We start from the raw sequence: 24,375 nt of genomic DNA, 5'->3' as shown, positions 1-24,375 counted from the left end.
GGAAATATCCAAAATCATGTTTTGAAAAATGGCAGCTCAATGCTGAAAGAATATGGTATACTATTGGTAATGAAAATACAAACAAATACGTCAAAAACATTACAACCTTTCACGAAATGGACTGGTGGAAAACGACAGTTACTTCCAATTATTCAATCGTTTATGCCGGATTCTTACAATCATTATTTTGAGCCATTTATTGGTGGGGGAGCTTTATTTTTTGAATTAGCACCAAAGACGGCTTACATCAATGATTTCAATAGCGAACTAATAAATTGTTACCAACAGATAAAGGATAATCCAGATGAATTAATCGCATTACTAACCAATCACCAGGAAAGGAATTCAAAAGAATATTATCTAGAGTTGCGTTCTGTTGATAGGGATGGACGGATTAACGAGATGTCAGCTGTTGAACGCTCTGCGCGCATTATGTATATGTTGAGAGTTGACTTCAATGGTTTGTATCGTGTTAATTCTAAGAATCAGTTTAATGTTCCCTATGGTCGCTATAAGAATCCTAAAATTGTTGATGCTGACTTACTACTGAACATTTCAAAATATCTTAACGACAATAACATTCATATTTTGAATGGGGACTTTGAAAAAGCAGTTGAAGCAGTTCAAGCAAGAGACTTTGTCTATTTCGATCCTCCCTATATCCCCCTCTCAGAGACGAGCGCTTTTACATCTTACACTCATGAGGGCTTTTCTTATGAAGATCAAGTCCGATTAAGGGACACTTTTAAAATGTTGTCTAAAAAAGGTGCCTTTGTGATGTTATCAAATTCCTCTAGTCCATTAGTTGAAGAATTATACCAAGATTTTAATATCCATAGGGTGGAAGTCATTCGGACCAATGGTGCTAAAACCTCTAGTCGTGGGAAGATATCGGAAGTTATTGTAACTAATTATGAAAAATAACGAATATAAGTATGGAGGAGTTTTAATGACTAAGCCATACTATCATAAAGGTAAATCAATTCTTGTTCATGCGGATACTTTTGAATGTTTATCAAAAATGAAACTTGAAAGTATCGATATGATTTTTGCTGATCCACCGTATTTTTTAAGTAATGGTGGAATATCTAATTCTGGGGGGCAAGTTGTTGCAGTTGATAAAGGATATTGGGACAAGGTTAGCTCACTAGAAGAAAAACATCATTTTAATCGAAAATGGATTCAATTGGCTAAGAAAGTTTTGAAGCCAAATGGGACAATCTGGATTTCTGGGAGTTTTCATAATATCTATTCAGTTGGTATGGCTCTGGAGCAAGAAGGGTTTAAAATTCTGAATAACATCACTTGGCAAAAGACAAACCCGGCTCCTAATCTATCATGTCGCTATTTCACGCATTCAACTGAAACGATTCTGTGGGCTCGAAAAGATGATAAAAAAGCTCGTCACTACTATAATTACAATTTAATGAAAGAATTGAACCATGGGAAGCAAATGAAAGATGTTTGGACGGGATCGCTTACGAAACAATCAGAAAAATGGGCTGGAAAGCATCCTACTCAAAAACCTGAGTATCTTTTGGAGCGAATCATATTGGCTTCAACTCAAGAAAATGATTATATTTTAGATCCATTTGTAGGAAGTGGAACAACCGGTGTTGTGGCTAAGCGATTAGGTAGGAAATTTATAGGAATAGATGCTGAAGAAGACTTTCTAAAGATAGCGAGGAGAAGATTGGAGAAAGAGAGTGAAGCAAACTAGAAATTTTGAACAGTGGTTGTCTACGATGACGGATACTGTAGCCGATTGGACTTATTATACGGATTTTAAAAAAGTATATCAAAATGTCGAATCAATAAAAGTCCCTTTGAATATAATGAATAGCTTGATTGGAAGTTCGAATATAAGAGAGGAATTTTTAATACTATTATCAGATTATCCCGAAATTTTAAAAATCATCCCAATTATTATTGCGAAGCGCTTAAAAGATAGGATAGTCGTAAAGGATGCTGAAAAAGATTTCTATTTTGATTTTAAAAAACGAGACTATTCTGACGAAGAATATGCAGATTTTTTAGAGAAATCAGGTATATTTGACTTGTTACAAAATCATTTAGTCTCTAATCTAGTTGACTATGTAACGGGTGTTGAAGTGGGTATGGATACTAATGGGCGTAAAAATCGTACTGGTCACGCTATGGAAAATATCGTTCAAAGCTATCTTGAGGCAGAAGGGTATGTTATGGGAATAAATCTCTTCAAAGAAATTTATCAAGATGAAGTTGAGCGATTATTTTCGGTAGACTTATCTGCAATTACCAATGAGGGCAATACTTCTAAACGATTTGATTTTGTTATTAAGACGGAAAATACTTTATATTTAGTGGAAGTTAATTTTTATTCTAGTGGTGGTTCAAAATTAAATGAGACAGCTCGTTCCTATAAGATGATTACAGAAGAAACCAAGGGGATTCAAAATGTTGAATTTATGTGGTTTACAGATGGTAAGGGATGGAATAGTGCAAGAAAGAATTTACGTGAAACTTTTGATGTATTGCCTTTTCTATATAATATTAACGATCTAAAAAATAATATCTTAGGAACTCTGAAGTAGCTAAGGTAGTAAAAGAAATATAGAGCTTGAAAATAGAAAGTTTTTGTATAGAGAGCTACTCCTCTAAAAGTAGATAGTGAAAAATCAGTATTCACTAGAAACTAAAGAGGGGTTTTTCCATGTTTAAAAGAAATGTAGGATGCAGAGTGGCTATTTCTCTCTAGAAAACGTTTGTTTTTAGCCCTTTATCGGTAAGGTTAGAATCCATGAAGCTATACAGAAAGGGAGGCTTTGTGCTACAATAAGAAAAATGATATTCCAAGAAGGTCAAAATGCTTCTTTGACGCTTTGGTTTTCTTGGCGTATACACTATGAGGAGTGGAGTAGGATATGAAAGCAATTATTACGGTTGTAGGAAAAGATAAGACAGGAATTGTAGCAGGGGTTTCTGCTAAGATTGCAGACTTGGGACTCAATATCGATGATATTTCACAGACTGTCTTAGATGAATTTTTCACCATGATGGCAGTGGTGTCAAGTGATGAAAAAAAGGATTTCACGATTTTGCGACAGGAATTTGATGCTTTTGGTGAGAGCCTAAATGTCAAGATTAACATTCAAAGTGCAGCGATTTTTGAAGCGATGTATACCATTTAAGAGGTGGCGTATGGATATTAGACAAGTAACAGAAACCATTGCTATGATTGAGGAGCAGAATTTTGACATCAGAACCATTACGATGGGCATTTCGCTCCTTGATTGTATTGATCCAGATATTGATTGTGCGGCTGAGAAGATTTACCAAAAGGTTACGACCAAGGCGCGTGATTTGGTCGCGGTCGGAGATGCTATTGCGGCTGAGTTGGGGATTCCTATTGTGAATAAACGGGTCAGTGTGACCCCGATTGCCTTGATTGGGGCAGCGACTGATGCCACAGACTATGTACCACTTGCTAAGGCGCTTGATCGAGCGGCAAAAGAAATTGGGGTTGATTTCATCGGTGGTTTTTCTGCCTTAGTGCAAAAAGGGTATCAAAAAGGTGATGAGATTTTAATCAACTCTATTCCTCGAGCCCTCGCTGAGACGGACAAGGTTTGTTCATCGGTCAATATTGGTTCAACCAAGACAGGGATTAACATGACGGCTGTAGGAGATATGGGTCGAATCATTAAGGAAACAGCGGAACTTTCTGAAATGGGGGCTGCTAAACTGGTGGTTTTTGCGAATGCAGTTGAGGATAATCCCTTTATGGCAGGAGCCTTTCACGGAGTTGGTGAAGCAGATGTGGTCATCAATGTCGGTGTATCGGGACCTGGTGTAGTCAAACGGGCGCTTGAAAAGGTACGTGGAGAACGTTTTGATGTGGTCGCTGAGACAGTCAAAAAGACTGCTTTTAAGATTACGCGTATCGGTCAATTAGTCGGTCAAATGGCGAGCGAGCGTCTCGGTGTGCGATTTGGTATCGTTGATTTGAGCTTAGCACCAACTCCTGCGGTCGGAGATTCAGTAGCACGGGTCTTGGAAGAAATGGGCCTCGAAACAGTTGGTACACATGGGACGACAGCTGCTCTTGCTCTTCTCAATGATCAAGTTAAAAAAGGCGGTGTTATGGCTTGTAACCAAGTCGGTGGTCTGTCAGGAGCCTTTATTCCTGTCTCTGAGGACGAAGGAATGATTGCAGCAGTTCAGTCAGGTTCGCTCAATTTGGAAAAATTAGAAGCAATGACAGCTATTTGTTCAGTGGGATTAGATATGATTGCGATTCCTGAATCAACTCCTGCCACAACCATTGCCGCCATGATTGCGGACGAGGCAGCGATTGGGGTTATCAATCAGAAAACCACCGCTGTACGGATTATTCCCAAGGGAAAAGAGGGGGATATGATTGAATTTGGTGGACTGCTTGGAACGGCACCTGTCATGAAGGTCAACCAAGCCTCCTCTGCTGATTTTATTGCACGTGGTGGACAAATTCCAGCGCCAATCCACAGTTTTAAGAATTAGATTGAGCGATTTGCTGATTGGTTTTCATTGCTGGAATTGATACCATACTTGAGAAATCAGCAACATTCGCCCCTCGGCTACTCCATTTGTAGTAATACTCTTTAAAAATCAAAAGGCTACTTCGTCAACTTGCCTTGGTGAACGCTCGTTCTACCTTCGGCTTCGATTATAAGGAAATGAGCGGTGCTACTCTCATTTCCAACCTTTCAAATTCTTAATTGTGAAAGCTAGTCTACTTTTGATGTTTATTGAGTATCAAGGTGTCTCTATAGGACGCAAATATTTTTTACATCTTTCTTCTACAATGTTCCTCTAGAGCGGAGCGTGACCGTCACCGTCCCTGATAGGCTGTCATGTCAGTAAGGGAAATAGTGTTTGGGGTGAGAAAAACGATAAAGGCATGAAGAATATTTTGTTTTCAGAAATCATATGTTCAAGATTGCCGTCAGTTTTTGGTAGAAAAATGTGATATAATCGCTTTGGAAATGAGGGATAACCCCTGCTGAAAGTATACGTTTTCCGAAAATATTCTAAAAAAATGTATGTAGCTAGAAAAATCGTTACATGCATTTTCTTCATGCGTGACGTGGATGGGAAACGATTGTCCTAGGCAGTCGTTTTTTGGTATAATAGTATGAGGAAATACGAGGAGGGACAAGATGGCAGACATAAGATTATACATTGCCCGTCACGGAAAGACGATGTTTAATACGATTGGTCGTGTTCAAGGGTGGTGTGATACCCCTTTAACAAGAAGTGGTGAGGAGGGGATTCGTGAGTTGGGTCTTGGTTTGAAAGAAGCAGGCTTAAAATTTAAAGTGGCTGTATCTAGCGACTTGGGACGGACTGTTCAGACCATTACGATTGCTCAAAGGGAACTAGGAATTTTAGGAAAAATTCCCTACTATCAAGATAAGCGGATTCGTGAGTGGTGTTTTGGTAGTTTTGAAGGAATGTACGATGCAGAACTGTTTAATGGTGTGCTACCACGTATCAGTGGCATTCTAGATGCTAGTACGATGACTTTTGAAGAAATTGCAAATGGGGTATATGAGGCCGATTCAGCGAATTGGTCTGAGCCTTGGGAGGTTTTAAAAGATCGTATTTTAAGTGGCTTTGAAAGTATTGCGAAAGACCTGGAAAAGCAAGGTGGTGGCAATGCCTTAATTGTCAGCCATGGTATGACTATTGCGACCCTGGTTCATTTATTAGCACCAGAGCGCCCAACCAACTTAGCATTAGATAATGGTTCGATCACTATTTTGAAATATGAAAATGGTCAATTCAGTATTGAAGCAGTTGGGGACCTGTCCTATCGACATATGGGAGCAGAACTTCTGAAGAAGAGAGATTAAAGAATAAACGAAGAAAGACAGAAGATGTCTAGATAAAAAATAGGAGTGGGGACGGTTTAAAAGGTCATCTGCTCCTCTTTTTTAGAACCTGTAATCAGCTATGAAAACAGGTTCTTTTTTCTTGACAAGTATATCGAACTTCGATACAATAAATACATCGAGATTCGATACATCTTATGCTAGTGTTTTTGCTTCAAAATAAAATGTAGCAATCAGTTGACAAGTACAGAATAAGGAGTACACGAAGTGAATTGTTAAAAGCTATAAAATGTGCACTAGAAGACCATAAAAGGAGAAGTAGATGGAAGAAAAAATAAGACGGATCTATCTTCCGATGACCGAGACTGCATTTTATATCTTGTTTGCCTTACAGGAGGAAAGGCATGGCTATGACATTACCCAAAAGACAAAAGATTTGACTGGTGGTCAAGTCGTGATTAGTCCAGGTACCATGTACGGAACTCTTTCTAAGATGGAAAAGGATGGGCTCATTGCCTTGGTTCGTGAGGAGGAAAAACGGAAACTCTATCGAATAACAGAGTTGGGACGAGCGGTTTTAGAGATTGAAAAGAGTCGGATTTCACGTCTTTATCGAAATAGTCGAGGTGAGAAGGTTGGAAAGGAGTTGTGACATGAAAAAAGAACTAAAATTCTTCTTCATCACAGATTTTGAAAAGGAAGAGGAATATTTGACTGCCATGCACCGCACAGGTTGGAAGTTAAAAGAAGTCCGCCTTGCCTGTTTGTTTATCTTTGAAAGATGCAATCCGGAAGAGGTTATCTATCGCTTGGATTTTAAACCCCGACTAGGTGAAGATTGGGATATCTATCATCAAATGTATAAAGATTATGGTTGGGAGTATGTCGGTGTTTGCAATCATTTTGTTTACTTCCGCAAAGCCATTATCGTTGGCGAAGAGGTCGATATTTATAGTGACAATCAGACCAAGTTAGAGATGATTGGTCGAATTTTCAAGTGGCGGTTTGTAGGGTTGTTGCTGCTGAGTCTCGGTTTCCTGTGGAATGCTCTTCATGCTGGAGAGGGGAGTCATTCGCTCTTGCCCTTATGGGTAATTCTGGCAATTCTTTATATTGGTTCACTTATATATTGTGGTTATGGTTTTTACGCGTTAAGAAAGCGGTATGCAAAAGGAGGATTAAAATGAAAAGTAAACATTATAAGCGGTCTGCTATTCTAGTCTTGCCGATACTATGTATCAATTTTGGGCTGAACCTACATCGGTTGCAGTTTGATCACCTGACAGTTTCTACGATGGTGACAAATTTCATTCTCCTACTTCATCCTCTCTTGATAGGCATTATCTTGTATAGGTTAGGGAAATGTAAAGAAGTAGACTAGACAAATAGGGAAGTTTGATGGAGCATAAGGCAGAAGGGGAAGGATTACAATTGTGATAAAGTGTACTTGTATCTCCCTGTCTAGGTCTTTAGACTGATTTTTAGCACTCTTGTGAAAAGAGTGCTAATTTTTTGCTTTTCTGTCTTGACAATTTGGGAGAAGGGTGTATAATAGAATCATGAGTTAGCACTCAGAAGGTTAGAGTGCTAATGAAGAAATCCTGATTGGAGGTGAGTTTTTGGTAACAGAACGCCAACATGAAATTTTAAATTTAATCGTTGAAATCTTTACAAAAACACATGAGCCAGTGGGATCGAAAGCTCTCCAAGAAAGTATTGCTTCTAGTAGTGCGACTATCCGAAATGATATGGCAGCTCTTGAGAAAAAGGGTTTGCTTGAAAAAGCCCATACCTCAAGCGGGCGCATGCCTAGTGTGGAAGGATTCAAATACTTTGTGGAGCATTCCTTGACATTTGATAGCCTAGCTGAAGAAGATGTTTATCAAGTGGTTAGACGTTTTGATCGTGAGTTTTTCCGTTTGGATGATATTTTTCAGACTGCAGCAACTACTCTGTCGGATTTGACTACTTGTACGGTGGCAGTGCTTGATGTTGAGCCGAGCCAGCAAAAGTTAACCGCCTTTGAGATTGTGATTCTTAGTCAGCATGCAGCCCTAGCCGTTATGACTTTAGATGAGTCGAAAACACTGACTAGGCAGTTTGCCATTCCTAAGAATTTTCTCCGCGGTGATTTAATGGAAGTTAGAAATCTGGTGAGAGATCGCCTGCTTGGAAAATCGGTCTTGGATATTCATTACAAGTTACGAACCGAGATTCCGCAAGTTATTCAACGGCATTTTATTACAACAGACAATGTTCTTCATTTATTTGAATACATTTTTACAGACCTTTTTACAGAGGACCTTGTAACTGCTGGGAAGATTCGCTTGCTCGATTTTGCAGATATTCAAACCTATCAATTCTTTGATTCTCCGCAAAAGGTAGCCCTTGAAATGCGGAGCAATCTAGCTGAGGATGAAATGCAAAGTGTCAAGGTAGCTGATAGTCAAGAGCAATCGCTCTCTAATCTAACTGTGGTGACAACCAAGTTCCTCATTCCCTATCGGGGATTTGGGCTCTTGTCCGTCATCGGACCGATCAATGTGGACTACAACCGCCTGATGAGCTTAATTAACCTCGTCAATCGCGTCCTCATGATGAAATTAACCGATTTCTATCGTTATTTGAGTAGTAACCATTATGAGGTACATTAAGATGTGAGGACGTCAAGAGTCAAGTAAAAATAGGAGACTGACGCAGTGTTCCATGAACACAAGAAAGTCTGTCTTTTTTACACAACTCTTAGTCCGAACTCAATTACAATGTGAGGACGTCAAGAGTCAAGTAAAAATAGGAGACTGACGCAGTGTTCCATGAACACAAGAAAGTCTATCTTTTTTACACAACTCTTAGTCCGAACTCAATTACGATGTGAGGACGTCAAGAGTCAAGTAAGAAGATGAGAGCATTCTAACCATAGTATTAAAGGAGGTTTCATGTGACCGAAGAAATAAAAAAAGAAGAACAGGTTGAGGAAGTGGAAGGGATAGAAGAAGCTGTCCAAGAAGAAACACCTCAAGAAAAATCAGAATTGGAACTTGCAAATGAGCGTGCTGAGGACTTTGAAAATAAGTATCTGCGTGCGGTAGCAGAGATGCAAAATATTCAACGTCGCAGTAGCGAAGAACGGCAAACGTTGCAAAAATACCGCAGTCAAGATTTGGCAAAGGCGATTTTGCCATCGCTTGATAATCTAGAACGTGCCCTAGCGGTAGAGGGGTTGACAGATGATGTGAAAAAGGGTCTTGAAATGGTTCAAGAAAGTCTCGTTCAAGCCCTCAAAGATGAAGGTATACAAGAGGTGGTGGCGGACGGAGCTTTTGATCCTAACTTTCATATGGCGATTCAGACCATGCCGGCAGATGATGAGCATCCAGCAGACACGATTGCGCAGGTCTTCCAAAAAGGATATACCTTGCATGAAAGGGTGTTGCGTCCAGCCATGGTGGTTGTCTATTCTTAAGACATAAGAAAATGGTATGTATGTACGACCGTAATGTCGTAAAACTTCCAAATGCTAACAGAGAAAATAGCAAGCTGGAAACTTGCCTATAAATTCTTTGCCTCCTTGAGGTGAAGATAAAAAGAAAAACATTATAAAAGAGGAAACAAACATGAGTAAAATTATTGGTATTGACTTAGGAACTACAAACTCTGCGGTAGCTGTTCTTGAGGGAACAGAAAGCAAAATCATTGCGAACCCAGAAGGAAATCGTACCACTCCATCTGTGGTATCGTTCAAAAATGGTGAGATCATCGTCGGTGATGCCGCAAAACGCCAAGCGGTGACGAACCCAGATACGATTATCTCGATCAAATCAAAAATGGGAACTGCTGAAAAAGTGGCAGCGAACGGGAAAGAATACACTCCTCAAGAAATTTCTGCCATGATTCTTCAATACTTGAAAGGCTATGCAGAAGAATACCTTGGTGAGAAAGTAACAAAAGCTGTTATCACTGTACCTGCCTACTTTAATGACGCACAACGTCAAGCGACGAAAGATGCAGGTAAAATTGCAGGTCTTGAAGTAGAGCGTATCGTAAATGAACCAACAGCCGCAGCTCTTGCTTACGGTCTTGATAAGACAGAAAAAGAAGAAAAAATCTTGGTATTTGACCTTGGTGGAGGAACCTTTGACGTTTCGATTCTTGAATTGGGTGACGGTGTCTTTGATGTTCTTGCAACTGCTGGAGACAACAAACTGGGTGGAGATGACTTTGACCAAAAAATTATCGACCACATGGTAGCAGAATTTAAGAAAGAAAACGGCATTGACTTGTCAGCAGATAAAATGGCCGTTCAACGTTTGAAAGATGCGGCTGAAAAAGCCAAGAAAGATCTTTCTGGTGTGACTTCAACTCAAATCAGCTTGCCATTTATTACTGCAGGAGAAGCAGGACCTCTCCACTTGGAAATGACCCTTACTCGTGCAAAATTTGATGATTTGACACGTGACCTTGTGGAACGTACAAAAGAGCCAGTTCGCCGTGCTCTTTCAGATGCTGGGCTTTCTATTTCAGAAATTGATGAAGTGATTCTTGTCGGTGGTTCAACACGTATCCCAGCCGTTGTAGAAGCTGTCAAAGCTGAAACTGGTAAAGAGCCAAATAAATCAGTAAACCCAGATGAAGTTGTTGCTATGGGTGCTGCTATCCAAGGTGGTGTTATCTCTGGTGATGTGAAAGATGTGGTTCTTCTTGATGTAACACCATTGTCACTCGGTATTGAAACAATGGGTGGTGTCTTTACAAAATTGATTGAGCGAAATACTACTATCCCAACTTCTAAATCACAAGTCTTCTCGACAGCAGCAGATAACCAACCAGCGGTAGATATCCATGTTCTTCAAGGTGAACGTCCAATGGCAGCGGATAACAAAACACTTGGTCGTTTCCAATTGACAGATATTCCAGCAGCTCCTCGTGGTATTCCTCAAATTGAAGTAACCTTTGATATCGATAAAAATGGTATCGTATCTGTTAAGGCCAAAGATCTTGGAACTCAAAAAGAGCAAACGATTGTTATCCAATCTAATTCAGGATTGACAGACGAAGAAATCGATCGCATGATGAAAGATGCAGAAGCGAACGCTGAAGCAGATAAAAAACGCAAAGAAGAAGTAGACCTTCGCAATGAAGTAGACCAAGCAATCTTTGCTACTGAAAAAACAATCAAAGAAACAGAAGGCAAAGGATTTGATGCAGAACGTGATGCAGCCCAAGTAGCCCTTGACGAATTGAAAAAAGCGCAAGAAGAGAATAACTTGGATGACATGAAAGCAAAATTGGAAAACCTGAATGAAAAAGCCCAAGGTCTAGCTGTAAAAATGTATGAACAAGCTGCAGCAGCTCAACAAGCAGCCCAAGGTGCAGAAGGTGCAACTAACTCAGACCAAGCAGGTGATGATGTGGTAGACGGTGAGTTTACAGAAAAATAACTCGTTAAGAATGACTAACCACGAAAGTGGTTGTCATTCTACGGCAATCGCTATGGCGAATTGCCTAAAGTCTCACTAGCTCGAAAAGCATTTATAGTTGTTTCGTTTACTTTTAGTCCGAGTTCGGTCTTAGCAACTTGATTTTATTTTCTAGCGTTGTCAAACAGTCAGCAATATGTCTCAAAAATAGCAACGATAAAAAACAATCACAGAGGTTGAACCCCAGCCTCTGTTTTTGATAATAGGATCTTTTGAGTTTCTTCATCAAACTTCCTATTTTCACCGTGCTTTTTACGGGTTTGGTATCTTATACTCTTTAAAAATCAAAAGGATACTTCGTCGACTTGCCTTGGTGAACGCTCGTTCTACCTTCGGCTTCGATTATAAGGAAATTAGCGGTACTACTCTCATTTCCAACCTTTCACAATTCTTAATTGTAAAAGCTAGTCTACTTTTGATTTTTATTGAGTATTAGTAGAAAGGAAGTGTCTGCTTACGATAGTGCTTTCGTTTTAAACCAGAATGTATGAATAGCTCCATAGGCACAAAATAAGTAGTGCAGGAAGTGAGCTTTTCAAAAAAGCCCTATCTTGTAGGAACAGCTTTTCTATAGTAACTTAAAAAGAAAGGAATAAAAGTGTTCAAGTAATTGAACCCGCCCTAACGTCTGTGTCAAAAAGACAAACGTTTCCTAGACGCAAGCGTCTTCGTTACATTGGCTATTTTGACGTTGCCGTTTACGGGCTTGGTATCTTAAATGAACAATACAGAATTTTATGATCGTCTTGGGGTTTCGAAAGATGCTTCCCAAGATGAGATCAAAAAAGCTTATCGAAAAATGTCCAAGAAGTACCACCCAGATATCAATAAAGAGACTGGTGCGGAACAAAAATACAAGGATATTCAAGAGGCTTATGAAACCTTGAGTGATGCTCAAAAGCGGGCAAACTATGACCAATTTGGTGCAGCTGGAGCCCAGGGTGGCTTCGGTGGTGGTGGCTTTAGTGGCTTTGATGGAGCAGGCTTTGGCGGCTTTGAAGATATTTTTTCTAGCTTCTTTGGGGGAGGCGGTGCCAGCCGCAATCCGAATGCACCTCGTCAGGGTGATGACCTTCAATATCGTATCAACTTGAAATTTGAAGAAGCAATCTTTGGGGCGGAAAAAGAAGTCAGCTACAATCGTGAAGCAACTTGTCGGACTTGTACGGGTTCAGGTGCTAAGCCAGGAACCAGTCCGGTGACCTGTGGTCGCTGTCATGGAGCAGGAGTTATCAATGTTGATACCCAAACACCGCTCGGTATGATGCGCCGTCAAGTGACCTGCGATGTTTGTCATGGTCGTGGAAAAGAAATTAAGGAGCCATGCAACACTTGTCACGGAACAGGTCATGAAAAACAAGCCCATACAGTAACGGTAAAAGTTCCAGCTGGTGTTGAGACTGGGCAAAAAATCCGTCTTTCAGGTCAGGGGGAAGCTGGATTTAACGGTGGTCCTTATGGAGATCTTTTTGTGGTGATTCAGGTACAGGCATCAGACAAGTTTGAACGTGACGGAACAACCATTCATTACAAATTAAATCTGAACTTTGTTCAGGCTGCCTTAGGTGATACAGTGCATGTACCGACTGTCCATGGTGATGTTGATTTGGTGATTCCTGAGGGAACCCAGACGGGCAAGAGATTCCGCCTGAAAGGTAAGGGGGCACCAAGTCTACGTGGTGGTCTTGTGGGAGACCAATACGTGACGATTAACGTTGTCACCCCAACCAACCTCAATGATCGACAAAAAGAGGCATTGAAAGCATTTGCGACAGCGGGAAATATCGCTGTTCATCCACAGAAAAAGGGATTTTTTGATAAGGTTAAAGATGCCTTTGATGATTTATAGTCCTTTCGTTCTAACGATAGAATGTACGAATGACTCAATACGTACAAAATAAGTAGTGAACGAAGAGAGCTTTTAGATGAGAAACGTTTGGGAAAAGAAGTCCTAGACTTGAAAGAATATCGCTTGAAATCAAGACTATTCAGTCTGGTATTTTAAGCGATTTTTTAGTAGCTTTCTTCAAAAAAGAGCTTGAAGGGCTTATTCGTTTGAGCTTTTATGAAGGTATACTCATTTCGTTTGCCTTTTATACTCATTTCGTTTAACTTTTATTACTTCAACGATTGCGGAAACTCCGTTTCTTTACTTCCAACTTCCAATCATCTTCTAGATAATTGGAACTCCCTTTGCCGTACTCTACGATTGTTACTGACTATCGTCAGTATGATTTCCAACCTTCAACTCCTTGCCTAGTACTAAAAGGAAACGAAACAACTAGATAGTGGTGCAGTCCCTAAGCCGTGTTTGAAGTTTAGTCAGGATGGCTTGCTGATTTTTGTATTTCATGATAGGCTAAAGTTGGTGATGGATAAAATCTGTCACAAGCTGAGTGCCGGATGAGGGAGACTGAAAGGAAATCAAGCTGTAGCGAGTAAAAGCTAGAATTTTTGTGTCCTGATAAGGCATTACATCAGCAGAAAACGGTTGTCCTTTTGTCAGTTGTCAAAGGAACTTGCGTGACCATCGTAGCGTATGGCAAGGTGGCGCTGACGACCTTTGAAGAGTATAAAGCATAGAAAATGGAGGAGTGTGATGTACCAAGATGCGACCGCTATAGCAGAGGCTATCAGAGAAGGGGAGGTCTCTGCTGAGGAATGTGTAAAAGCGAGTATTGATAAGATTGAGGCTTTGAATCCGAGTTTGAATGCAGTTGTGAGCACCCAGTATGAAGAGGCGTTGGAGCGTTCGAGGCATTTGGAAATAGGGTCTAAACCCTTTGCAGGTGTTCCGATTTTGTTGAAAGATTTAGGACAGGAGCAAGAAGGGGTCTTGTCGACATCGGGTTCTCGTCTGTTTGCCAATTACAGGGCCCAAAAGAGTGATAGGTATACGCAAAAGCTGGAAGAATTAGGTTTTATTGTATTGGGGCGAACCAATACGCCAGAATTTGGCTTTAAGAATATCTCTGACAGCGCCTTGCATGGTTCTGTCAAGCTACCGATAGATATGACCCGTAATGCAGGCGGGTCAAGTGGTGGTTCAGCTGCAGCTGTATCGTCTGGTATGGTGAGCTTGGCGGGAGCTTCTGACGGAGGAGGTTCCATTCGTATCCCGGCTAGTTTTAATGGGCTTATAGGCTTAAAGACTAGTCGCGGTCGGATACCGGTTGGACCGTCTTCGTATCGGGGATGGCAAGGAGCTTCGGTGCATTTTGCCTTGACTAAGTCGGTCCGGGACACCAAGCGACTTCTCTACCATTTGCAGACCTACCAGGTAGAAGCCCCTTTTCCTTTGGTCCCTCTATCTTGGGCTAGTTTATTTGAAGAAGAAAAAAGACCACTTAGGATTGCTTTTTCCCTCCAATCACCGATTGGGTCACAGGTATCAGCTGATGCAAAAGCTGCTGTTCTAGAGCTCTTGCCAGTCCTAGAAGCTTTAGGACACCAAGTGGTAGAATTGAGTCAGTATCCCTTAGACGGAAAAGAGCTTATCGCTTCTTACTATATGATGAATAGTGTGGAGACAGCGCAGATGTTTATGGGAATTGAAGCTGGTTTGGGACGCAAGATGACCATAGAGGATATGGAGTTGATGACCTGGGTTCTTTACCGAAGTGGTCACACCATTCCTGCCTATCGCTATAGTCAGATTTTACAGGATTGGGACCAATATAGTGCGAAAATGGCAGTTTTTCATGAAACTTATGACATCTTGCTAACTCCTACAGTAGCAAATGTTGCTCCTAAGCATGGTCAATTCGCCTTGGATAAGGCTTTATCTAAAAAACTACAAAACATCGACCAGTACAGTATGGAGGAGCAGCAGGCGCTCATTTGGCAGATGTTTGATAAGGCCTTGGCATGGACTCCTTTTACTGCTCAAGCCAACCTCACGGGGCAGCCCTCCATCAGTCTACCGACCTATCAAACACTCCAAGGCTTACCGATTGGTGTTCAGCTGACAGCTGCTAAAGGCCGTGAAGACCTCCTCTTACAAGTCGCTCAGCACTTAGAAGAAAATGGGTATTTACATAATTTGTGAAAAGAAGAATCTCCTCTCCTTACAAAGCGTGGTTGTGAGAAATAAGGGCAAAACTTTGTGAAAAAAATATCAGTTCAAATAATTGATAAACCCCTTTCATTGTGATAATTTAAGATTATTGGTGATTGAACACCAAAAGAAAAGGAGATTTTTACATGTTCAAGAAAGTTCTTACTGCTGCTTTGGTCGTGTCCTCATTGGCTCTTGCAGCCTGCTCAAGTGGCACATCAACTGCCTCTTCGAAAGCTGGTGCGACCCAATGGGAGAAGATTCAGGAAGCAGGCGTTTTGAAGGTCGCTACTCCGGGTACCCTTTATCCAACATCTTATCACGATGATGCAGACAAGTTGACCGGCTATGAGATTGAGATGCTCAATGAAATTGGTAAACGCTTGGATATCAAGGTGGAATACCAAGAAATCGGTGTTGCAGAAGCCTTTACTGCAGTAGACAGTGGAAAAGTAGATATTGCGGTCAATAATTTTGATACGACCAAAGAGCGTCTTGAAAAATATAATTTCTCCATTCCTTACAAGTATTCAATCGGTGGTATGATTGTCCGTGAAGACGGCTCATCGGGGATTGAAGCGGCAGATTTGAGCGATTGGAAAGGGAAAAAAGCTGGCGGCGGTGCAGGGACCCAGTATATGAAACTTGCAGAGAAATTGGGTGCAGAACCTGTTATCTATGACAATGTGACGAATGATGTCTATCTGCGTGATGTATCTACTGGACGGACGGATTTTATCCCTAATGATTACTACACCCAAGTGATTGCGGTCAAATACATCTTGCAACAATTTCCGGATATTAAGGTGAAAATGGGAACACCTAAGTACAACCCGACTGAGCAAGGAATTGTGATGAGTAAGGCAGATACTAGCTTGAAAGAGAAGTTAGATGAGGCGCTCAAATCAATGAAAGAAGATGGCACCTTAAAAGCGATTTCGGAAAAGTATTATGCTGGTCAGGACTTGACAGAGCCTGAAGAAGGCGTAGAAAATCTACCAGTCATTGATCTAGCGAATGTGAAATAGCTAGAATTTGGCTACAGAAAGAATGAGAGTGAGGAAGAGCGAGGCAGAGATACTTGGCTTTCTCCCTCTCTTTTATAGTCATTTCCTTTCTATTTAGGAGGGATGATCTTATACTCAATAAAAATCAAAAGTAGACTAGCTTTCGCAATTAAGAATTGTGGAAGGTTGGAAATGAGAGTAGCACCGCTCATTTCCTTATAATCGAAGCCGAAGGTAGAATGAGCGTTCACCGAGGCAAGTTGACGAAGGCTCCTTTTGATTTTTAAAGAGTATTACCTAGTTGCAGGCTATCTGTGCAAGGTTGTTCAGTGCTTAAAAATGGAAGGAATGTGGCTCGTCTAGTGGAGGAAGAGAATGAATTGGCAGGCAATTTTTAATCTAGAGTTGGCAAAAGAGGCGGTTCCAAAAATCTTGGAGGGCTTGCCGTATACACTAGCCTTGTCTCTAATCGGTTTTACCTTGGGGACAGTTTGTGGATTTTTTGTGGTTCTCTTGCGCACATCACGATTTTTCCCTTTACGTTATATGGCTATGTTCCATATTTCCTTGATGCGAGGGATTCCACTGATGGTCTTGCTCTTTTTTATCTACTTTGGTCTCCCTTTTATGGGGGTGGAGTTGGAGGCTATTAGCGCAAGTATCATTGCTTTTACTCTCATGTCAAGTGCTTATATTTCAGAGATTATCCGTTCCTCGCTGTCTGCGATTGATGATGGGCAGTGGGAGGCGGCGCGTTCTCTCGGTTTGAAAACGTCGGTCATCTATCGGAAAATTATCATTCCCCAAGCCTTTCGGATTGCTGTGCCACCCTTAAGTAATGTCTTGCTGGACATGGTTAAAAGCACCTCCTTAACTGCTATGATTACCGTGCCAGAGTTATTTAATAAAGCTAAGATTGTTGGCGGGGCAAAGTCCGATTACATGACAGTCTATATTTGCGTAGCCCTAATTTATTGGCTTATCTGTAGTCTCTATGCACTAGGTCAAGTGCATCTAGAAAAGCGATTAGCAACTTATTGAGCTATTAAAAATGAAGAGAATACCTCTCTTCATTTTTAATAGCTTTCATTAGTAAGGGGCTCCTTTTGGTTTTTAAAGAGTATCGCTTGCTTGTCTTTATCGAGCCATTAGGGAGATTGAATAGTTGTTGCTTTTGGAATGATTTTTCTCTTTTTACTATTGACAGTCTGGGCAGACCCCATAAATAGTCAAGAGTTCCTTGGTAATCTGATAGCCAGTCTGGGACCGGACTTGTTGTTCGAGGCTGGGGATATCTTCGGCAATCAAGTCGGTAATTTTTCCGCAGTGTTCACAGATGACGTTCAAGTGGTCGTGCCCCATGAAGTCATAGTAGGTGGTTGTATCATTGTTGCGTTTTAACTCGGTGACAAAGCCTTCTTCAACCAAGACCCTGAGATTGTTGTAGACCGTAGCCAGGCTCATGTTGGGATAGTTTGGACGCAAATCCTTGTAAATCATCTCGGCACTCGGGTGGTCTGGGCTATCAATCAAGTGACGAATGACCGCCTTTCGGGTTTCTGTGATCCGGATACCTTTTTCTTTTAGATGGCTCACGACGTGCGCATAGGCATCGGAGTGATTATGGTGTACGTGGTGGGACATGGCACGTCTCTCTTTTCTGCTATTTTCCTTTATTATACACCATTTGACTAAAAAGAGCCAATAAATGTTGGTAGGTGTTTTCTGTGCTAGGACAGTTGAAAAGAAAAAGTCTTGTCAGGGGCTTTTAGGCTGTGGTACAATCAAGCTATGACAAGATATAAAGCGATTATTTCCTATGATGGATATGATTTTTCGGGTTTTCAGCGACAACCACATGCACGGACGGTTCAGGAGGAGTTGGAAAAGACCTTGCAAGTTTTAAATAGCGGGCAAAAGGTTGTGGTGCATGGAGCAGGTCGGACAGACAGTGGTGTTCATGCCTATGGTCAGGTCATCCATTTTGATCTGCCCCGTGCGCGGGATGTGGAAAAATTGCGCTTTGCCCTTGATACACAAAGTCCGGAAGATATCGATGTGGTGGCTGTTGAACAGGTAGCAGAAGACTTTCATTGTCGCTATGCCAAACACCAAAAAACCTATGAATTTTTGGTGGATATTGGTCGACCGAAGAATCCCATGCTGCGTCACTATGCGACCCATTTTCCTTATGATTTGGATATTGGACGAATAAAGGAGGCTATTTCTGCCTTGGTAGGCAAGCATGATTTCACAGGTTTTACAGCCTCAGGGACAGCGGTTGAAGACAAGGTGCGGACGATTACAGAGGCATGTGTAGAATTAAATGGTGAAAAAAATCTGCTTATTTTTACCTTTACAGGAAATGGTTTTCTCTATAAGCAGGTGCGCAATATGGTGGGAACCTTGCTTAAAATTGGAAATCATCGGATGCCGGTGGAGCAAGTGGAGCGGATTTTACAAGAAAGAGACCGCCAATTAGCAGGGCCTACAGCTGCACCCAATGGTTTGTATTTAAAGGAGATTTTGTATGAAGAGTAAGTATGTATTAGCCCTTTCAGGTAATGATATTTTTAGTGGAGGTGGTCTGCATGCAGATTTGACCACCTATACGGTTAATGGCTTGCATGGATTTGTGGCAGTGACTTGCTTGACTGCTATGACGGAAGCGGGCTTTGAAGTATTTCCTGTAGAGGAAGACATCTTTAAAAAACAAGTGACCAGTTTGCAAGGGGTAGATTTTGCTGCTATCAAACTGGGACTATTACCCAATGTAGTCATTGCCCGACAGGCACTCGATGTTGTGCGTGCATATACAGATCTTCCGATCGTTTTAGATCCGGTTCTTGTTTGTAAAGAAAAGCATGATGTGGAGGTCAACACTCTGCGTGGTGAATTGCTCGCCTTCTTCCCTTATGTGACCATTATCACTCCGAACTTAGTGGAGGCGGAGTTGCTGACCCAAAGAAAAATCCAAAATGTCGAAGACATGAAGGAGGTGGCGAGGAGCTTACATGAGCTAGGTGCTCAACACGTCGTCATTAAAGGAGGCAATCGATTGGATCAGGAGCGAGCGATTGATGTTTATTATGATGGTACACAATACCATGTTTTAGAGTCTCGGGTTGTGGAGAAAAACAATACTGGTGCAGGCTGTACCTTTGCCTCAAGTATTGCGAGCCAACTAGCCTTGGGAGTAGGTGTGTTTGAAGCAGTGAAACGTTCCAAGGATTTTGTTCATCGTGCTATTCAAGCATCTGACGAATATGGGGTGGTGCAATATGAAAATTAAGCAAACACAGAAAATTGTGCTACTGTCGATTTTGACAGCCTTGACCCTTGTCTTGGGCTACCTACATGTGTCAACGATGACGGGAATCATTACCCTGTTAGATGTCGGTGTCTTTTTTACTGCCTTTTATCTAGGGTCAAAAGAAGGGGCGATTGTTGGTGGCCTATCGGGTCTTTTGCTTGACTTGCTACTGGGCTATCCGCAGTGGGCTTTCTTTAGTTTGGTTTTTCACGGTCTACAAGGCTATGCAGCTGGTTGGTCTGGAAAGAGACGTTTTATAGGGCTTATTCTTGCGAGTTTTGCCATGGTAGGAGGTTATTTTATCGCTAGTATGATGCTCTATAATCTAGCAGGAGCACTAGAGGGTCTGATGGGGAATCTCGTTCAAAATGCAGTAGGGATGGTTCTTGGTTCGGTACTGGCAAAAGCGATGACAAGTGTCAGAAGGGAGGCGAGTTAGATGGTTGAAATGGGCACGATCCAGCAGCAAACGGCTACCATTTTGGAAGAGGTGCTAGAATGGAGCCAGATTCAAAAAGGGCAATTGTTTGTCCTGGGTCTCTCGTCAAGTGAAGTAATCGGTGGCAAGATCGGAAAGCATTCCAGTCTTGAGGTAGGACAGGTGGTTGTCAAGACCATTTTAGATTTATTATCTGAACGTGGGATTTACCTTGCTGTTCAAGGGTGTGAACATTTGAATCGCGCCTTAGTGGTTGAGCGGGACTTTGCCCTTTCCAAGGGATTGGAAATCGTGAACGTGCTTCCGAGCCTACATGCGGGCGGAGCAGGTCAGTTGGCTGCCTTTGAATATATGGTGGATCCTGTCGAAGTAGAATTCGTTACAGCATATGCAGGGCTTGATATAGGAGATACTGCTATCGGTATGCATGTTAAACATGTCCAAGTACCTTTGCGACCGACCTTGCGCCAGATTGGTGATGCCCATGTGACAGCTCTTGCCAGTCGTCCCAAATTGATTGGCGGCTCAAGGGCTTTATATCAAGAAGATGTCATTCGTAAGCAGTGATAGAGCTAGTCTATATACTATTTATAGAACAGAAAGAGAAAGAGAAGCTAAAGATTGAAGACAAAGTTCTTAGAGATACATTCTAAGGACTTTTTAGCATGTTTGAGAAATGAAAGTGGAAAAGATGAATGGTTGGACATTCATCTAAAAAATATGCTATACTAGAGGAGTAGAAAAGTGAAGACGGTGGCTCTCATTTCTGAAAGGTGGTGGTGCTTATGAGTGTAAGCGCTAAAATACAAAGAGAAAGGAGCGAGTATTGTCGGTTTACGAGGCGATACAACTCATGTTAGGGTTTGGTAGTTTTCTACTTTCCCTAATTGGTTTAGTTGCCATTATCGTAAAAATGAGCAATAAAAAATAATCGTCCTAACTTTGACTAGGTTGACGATTATTTTTTAAATAGTTAAAAACAGGTCACCGTCTTAAACGGTTCTGCATAGGGTAGTTGTTTGCGCAACTGCCCTTTTCTTTCTTCATTGTACCTCAAATAGATAAAATAGTCAAATATAATGGAAGATATGAATGATAGATTATTATGGTGTAGAGTGCCTATTTTTAACAGAAAAGCGTAGAATAACAGGGTATTGTTATAAAAAATATGCTATACCAGAGGAGTAGAAAAGTGAAGACGGTGGCTCTAATTTCTGAAAGGTGGTGGTGCTTATGAATGTAGGTGCTAAAATCCAAAGAGAAAGGAGCGAGTATTGTCGGTTTACGAGGCAATGCAACTCATGCTGGGGTTTGGTAGTTTTCTACTGTCCTTACTTGGTTTAGTTGCTGTTATCGTAAAAATGAGCAATAAAAAATAACCGTCTGAACTTTAGCGGAGTAACGACGATTATTTTTTAATCTATTTACAAAGCTACCGTCTTAAACGGTTCTGTATAGGGTAGTGGTTTACGCAACTGCTCTTTTCCATCATCAGTATACCTAAAACTGGATAAAATGTCAAATAAGTATATAAAATAACCAAGTGAGCCCAAAATAGCTTGCTTTTTATTATTAGAGAATTTTAGAAAAGAGGAAAGAAAATGGAAGAAGTTTTGTATCATAGCTATCCAGATACTAACGTCACGAAGGATACGTTGGTCAAGGAGGATTTTCCAATGTCTTCAGCTACATAGAATCGTAGATTGCGGGTCATACGTGATTATCGTCAATTTAGAAATGCGGGAAAACTATTGATGAATGTGCGAGGTTTTTACCGATAAAAATGATAATGGAGCGTGTTGGGGAAGGTGATGAAAAAACTACTTTGGAAATCTACACTCATGTGACAGAGAATATGAGAGAGGATTTGAACAATAAATTGGACAGTATGGAGATACCAAAAAAGCACCAAAAATAAGATATATTTTGATAAAGTGTGGATTTGAGTGATAAACAGTTTGAAAAATAAGAAGAATAGTAAGGGCTTAATTTGATAAGGTTTGAGCATATTTGATAATCTCTGGCTTTATTATTTTATCTGAATATGATATAATAGCGTGTATGCAATAAAATTTTAAGGAGAAATGACAGAATGTCTGTATCATTTGAATCAAAAGAAACAAACCGTGGTGTCTTGACCTTTACCATTGCTCAAGATGTCATCAAACCAGAATTGGATCGTGTGTTTAATAAGCTAAGAAAAGATATCAATGTCCCTGGCTTCCGCAAAGGTCATTTACCACGTGCTATCTTCAATCAAAAATTTGGTGAAGAATCCTTGTATCAAGATGCTGTTAATAATCTATTGCCAGTAGCCTATGAAGCTGCAGTAGCAGAAGCGGGTCTTGAAGTAGTTGCACAACCAAAAATCGAAGTTGTATCAATGGAAAAAGGTCAAGATTGGACTATTACTGCAGAAGTTGTCACCAAACCAGAGGTAAAATTGGGCGATTACAAGAACTTAGCAGTAACAGTTGAAGCAACGAAGGAAGTAACAGATGAAGAAGTAGATGCTAAAATTGAGCGTGAGCGCAATACATTGGCGGAGCTAGTACTCAAAGAGGGTCCGGCAGCTGAAGGTGATGCGGTTGTTATCGACTTTGTTGGTTCGATTGACGGTGTAGAGTTTGATGGTGGAAAAGGTGAAAACTTCTCATTAGGTCTTGGAAGTGGTCAATTTATTCCTGGTTTTGAAGCCCAATTGGTAGGTCACAGTGCAGGTGAAGAAGTCAATGTAGAAGTGACGTTCCCAGAAGACTACCAATCAGAAGAATTGGCAGGGAAACCAGCACTCTTTGTGACAAAGATTCATGAAGTAAAAGCAAAAGAAGTACCAGCCCTTGATGATGAGTTGGCAAAAGATCTTGATGAAGAAGTAGAAACACTTGATGAGTTGAAGGCAAAATACCGCAAAGAATTAGAAGCGGCAAAAGAAATTGCTTTTGATGATGCGGTTGAAACAGCGGCACTTGATTTAGCGGTTGAGAATGCAGAAATTGTTGATCTTCCAGAAGAAATGATTCATGAAGAGGTACATCGTGCGATCAATGAATTCCTTGGTGGTATGCAACAACAAGGAATCTCACCGGATATGTACTTCCAAATTACTGGAACAACACGTGAAGATCTTCATAAACAACATGAAGCAAATGCAGAAAAACGTACGAAGACAAATCTTGTAGTGGAAGCTGTAGCGAAAGCAGAAGGTTTTGAAGCAACAGCAGAAGAAATCGAAGCAGAGATTACAGAATTGGCTACTGCTTACAACATGGAAGTAGAACAAGTACGTCGTCTACTTTCAGAAGATATGTTGAAACATGATATTGCAGTGAAAAAAGCGGTTGAAGTTATCACTAGCTCTGCAACTGTAAAAGCATAGAGAATAGAAGAATAGGGGTTGAGTTTGTTCTCAGCTTCTATTTTTTCCAAACCTAACAAGAGTGAACTTATCTTTGACTATTTGCTGATTTTAGCGTACAATAATGAAGTAAGATAAAACAGATGCTCGTTTGGAGGTATTCAAAGAGTGTGGATGGATCTGAGGCATGATTTGCTTGAGGATTCGTATTTTATGTAAGGAGAAGAAGCTTGGAATTAAACGTATTTGCAGGACAAGAAAAAAGTGAGTTGTCGATGATTGAGGTGGCGCGTGCAATCTTAGAAGAACGTGGTCGTGATCATGAGATGTATTTCAATGATTTGGTCAATGAAATTCAAAACTACCTTGAGAAATCAAATAGCGATATTCGTGCTGCCCTTCCGACTTTCTATTCTGACTTGAATGTGGATGGTAGCTTTATTCCTCTAGGAGAAAATAAATGGGGGCTTCGTTCATGGTATGCTATTGATGAGATTGATGAAGAAGTGATCACTCTTGAGGAAGAGGATGAAGATGCGCCAAAACGCAAGAAAAAACGTGTGAATGCCTTTATGGATGGTGATGAAGATGCGATAGATTATGGGAATGACGATCCAGAAGATGAAGATGGTTTTGATACGACAGAAACGACGGAATACGATGATGACAATCCGGACGATGAGAAAGATGAGGCAGAATCCTACGATTCTGAAATCAATGAAATTATCCCGGATGAGGATTTGGTAGATGAAGAAGTTGAATTAAATGAAGAAGATGATGACTACACAGAGGAAGAAGATGAACATGTTGATGAGGAGTAATTCTCATTTGACAAATTTTCATATTTTCGGTATGCTATTAGTCGGGCACCT

23 protein-coding genes and 2 pseudogenes are annotated in these 24,375 nt (G+C 40.9%); 24 read left to right on the top strand and 1 reads right to left on the bottom strand.

The genetic code is table 11. The features are described from left to right. The first annotated feature begins 69 nt into the window (after nucleotides 1-69). From ACVPON_RS00770 to ACVPON_RS00695, 16 genes are all read left to right on the top strand, one after another. Nucleotides 70-924 carry a DNA adenine methylase gene (locus ACVPON_RS00770; protein WP_462875034.1) on the top strand — a complete coding sequence of 285 codons (855 nt, stop codon included), beginning with the start codon at nucleotides 70-72 and terminating at the stop codon, nucleotides 922-924. Further along, entirely contained in the window at nucleotides 914-1,720 is an 807-nt protein-coding gene (locus ACVPON_RS00765) for a DNA-methyltransferase (RefSeq protein ID WP_462875032.1), read from the top strand. Before ACVPON_RS00770 ends, ACVPON_RS00765 begins: the two co-directional genes overlap by 11 nt. Continuing rightward, nucleotides 1,707-2,573: a type II restriction endonuclease gene (locus ACVPON_RS00760; protein ID WP_462875031.1), complete on the top strand. Its 867-nt coding sequence runs from the start codon at nucleotides 1,707-1,709 to the stop codon at nucleotides 2,571-2,573. The genes ACVPON_RS00765 and ACVPON_RS00760 overlap by 14 nt, the downstream gene beginning before the upstream one ends. A 330-nt stretch (nucleotides 2,574-2,903) precedes the next feature. After that, nucleotides 2,904-3,170 carry an ACT domain-containing protein gene (locus ACVPON_RS00755; protein WP_462875029.1) on the top strand — a complete coding sequence of 89 codons (267 nt, stop codon included), beginning with the start codon at nucleotides 2,904-2,906 and terminating at the stop codon, nucleotides 3,168-3,170. Nucleotides 3,171-3,180: 10 nt separating this feature from the next. Beyond that, nucleotides 3,181-4,518 (top strand): PFL family protein, encoded by a 1,338-nt coding sequence (locus ACVPON_RS00750; RefSeq protein ID WP_462875027.1) that lies wholly within the window; start codon nucleotides 3,181-3,183, stop codon nucleotides 4,516-4,518. 659 nt (nucleotides 4,519-5,177) lie between these two features. Further along, nucleotides 5,178-5,873: a histidine phosphatase family protein gene (locus ACVPON_RS00745; protein ID WP_462875025.1), complete on the top strand. Its 696-nt coding sequence runs from the start codon at nucleotides 5,178-5,180 to the stop codon at nucleotides 5,871-5,873. A gap of 301 nt (nucleotides 5,874-6,174) precedes the next feature. Next, nucleotides 6,175-6,504 carry a PadR family transcriptional regulator gene (locus ACVPON_RS00740; RefSeq protein WP_462875023.1) on the top strand — a complete coding sequence of 110 codons (330 nt, stop codon included), beginning with the start codon at nucleotides 6,175-6,177 and terminating at the stop codon, nucleotides 6,502-6,504. Nucleotide 6,505: 1 nt separating this feature from the next. Then, entirely contained in the window at nucleotides 6,506-7,039 is a 534-nt protein-coding gene (locus ACVPON_RS00735) for a DUF2812 domain-containing protein (RefSeq protein ID WP_462875021.1), read from the top strand. Continuing rightward, nucleotides 7,036-7,233: a hypothetical protein gene (locus tag ACVPON_RS00730; protein ID WP_462875019.1), complete on the top strand. Its 198-nt coding sequence runs from the start codon at nucleotides 7,036-7,038 to the stop codon at nucleotides 7,231-7,233. Before ACVPON_RS00735 ends, ACVPON_RS00730 begins: the two co-directional genes overlap by 4 nt. A gap of 238 nt (nucleotides 7,234-7,471) precedes the next feature. Beyond that, entirely contained in the window at nucleotides 7,472-8,506 is a 1,035-nt protein-coding gene (gene hrcA, locus ACVPON_RS00725) for a heat-inducible transcriptional repressor HrcA (protein WP_462875017.1), read from the top strand. A 284-nt stretch (nucleotides 8,507-8,790) separates the two neighbouring features. Beyond that, the gene (gene grpE, locus ACVPON_RS00720) at nucleotides 8,791-9,315 is read left to right on the top strand and encodes a nucleotide exchange factor GrpE (protein WP_462875015.1); all 525 of its coding nucleotides are present in this window, start codon (nucleotides 8,791-8,793) and stop codon (nucleotides 9,313-9,315) included. Nucleotides 9,316-9,466: 151 nt separating this feature from the next. Beyond that, entirely contained in the window at nucleotides 9,467-11,290 is a 1,824-nt protein-coding gene (gene dnaK / locus ACVPON_RS00715) for a molecular chaperone DnaK (RefSeq protein WP_462875013.1), read from the top strand. A 757-nt stretch (nucleotides 11,291-12,047) separates the two neighbouring features. Continuing rightward, on the top strand, nucleotides 12,048-13,178 hold the full coding sequence (gene dnaJ, locus ACVPON_RS00710; RefSeq protein ID WP_462875010.1) for a molecular chaperone DnaJ: 1,131 nt from the start codon (nucleotides 12,048-12,050) through the stop codon (nucleotides 13,176-13,178). Nucleotides 13,179-13,925: 747 nt separating this feature from the next. After that, on the top strand, nucleotides 13,926-15,377 hold the full coding sequence (locus ACVPON_RS00705; RefSeq protein ID WP_462875008.1) for an amidase: 1,452 nt from the start codon (nucleotides 13,926-13,928) through the stop codon (nucleotides 15,375-15,377). Between the two features lie 155 nt (nucleotides 15,378-15,532). Next, on the top strand, nucleotides 15,533-16,414 hold the full coding sequence (locus ACVPON_RS00700; protein WP_462875006.1) for a transporter substrate-binding domain-containing protein: 882 nt from the start codon (nucleotides 15,533-15,535) through the stop codon (nucleotides 16,412-16,414). Nucleotides 16,415-16,768: 354 nt separating this feature from the next. Beyond that, nucleotides 16,769-17,434, top strand: a complete 666-nt coding sequence (locus ACVPON_RS00695; protein WP_462875004.1) for an amino acid ABC transporter permease — start codon at nucleotides 16,769-16,771, stop codon at nucleotides 17,432-17,434. Between the two features lie 156 nt (nucleotides 17,435-17,590). Here the strand turns inward: ACVPON_RS00695 and ACVPON_RS00690 are convergent, their stop codons facing one another. Beyond that, nucleotides 17,591-18,037 (bottom strand): Fur family transcriptional regulator, encoded by a 447-nt coding sequence (locus ACVPON_RS00690; protein WP_462875002.1) that lies wholly within the window; start codon nucleotides 18,035-18,037, stop codon nucleotides 17,591-17,593. Nucleotides 18,038-18,184: 147 nt separating this feature from the next. Between ACVPON_RS00690 and truA the strand changes: the two genes are divergently transcribed. The 8 genes and pseudogenes from truA to rpoE all read left to right on the top strand — a co-directional run bounded on the left by truA (nucleotide 18,185) and on the right by rpoE (nucleotide 24,324). Then, a complete protein-coding gene (gene truA, locus ACVPON_RS00685; protein WP_462875000.1) occupies nucleotides 18,185-18,934 on the top strand; it encodes a tRNA pseudouridine(38-40) synthase TruA in 750 nt (249 codons plus the stop codon). Beyond that, nucleotides 18,924-19,685 carry a bifunctional hydroxymethylpyrimidine kinase/phosphomethylpyrimidine kinase gene (locus tag ACVPON_RS00680; protein WP_462874999.1) on the top strand — a complete coding sequence of 254 codons (762 nt, stop codon included), beginning with the start codon at nucleotides 18,924-18,926 and terminating at the stop codon, nucleotides 19,683-19,685. The genes truA and ACVPON_RS00680 overlap by 11 nt, the downstream gene beginning before the upstream one ends. Beyond that, nucleotides 19,675-20,145, top strand: coding sequence for an ECF transporter S component (locus ACVPON_RS00675; RefSeq protein WP_462874997.1), 471 nt, complete (start codon nucleotides 19,675-19,677; stop codon nucleotides 20,143-20,145). Before ACVPON_RS00680 ends, ACVPON_RS00675 begins: the two co-directional genes overlap by 11 nt. A 9-nt stretch (nucleotides 20,146-20,154) precedes the next feature. After that, complete coding sequence (locus ACVPON_RS00670) at nucleotides 20,155-20,712, top strand: TIGR01440 family protein (RefSeq protein WP_462875070.1); 558 nt, start codon at nucleotides 20,155-20,157, stop codon at nucleotides 20,710-20,712. 218 nt (nucleotides 20,713-20,930) lie between these two features. Continuing rightward, nucleotides 20,931-21,076: pseudogene (locus ACVPON_RS00665) on the top strand (putative holin-like toxin). Between the two features lie 302 nt (nucleotides 21,077-21,378). Next, a pseudogene (locus tag ACVPON_RS00660) lies at nucleotides 21,379-21,524 on the top strand (putative holin-like toxin). Between the two features lie 713 nt (nucleotides 21,525-22,237). Continuing rightward, on the top strand, nucleotides 22,238-23,524 hold the full coding sequence (gene tig / locus ACVPON_RS00655; RefSeq protein ID WP_462874995.1) for a trigger factor: 1,287 nt from the start codon (nucleotides 22,238-22,240) through the stop codon (nucleotides 23,522-23,524). 209 nt (nucleotides 23,525-23,733) lie between these two features. Then, nucleotides 23,734-24,324, top strand: a complete 591-nt coding sequence (gene rpoE, locus ACVPON_RS00650) for a DNA-directed RNA polymerase subunit delta (RefSeq protein ID WP_462874993.1) — start codon at nucleotides 23,734-23,736, stop codon at nucleotides 24,322-24,324. Nucleotides 24,325-24,375: the final 51 nt, after the last annotated feature.

This window comes from Streptococcus sp. 1F3 (assembly GCF_054968985.1).
This window is presented reverse-complemented; position numbering and strand designations above follow the sequence as displayed.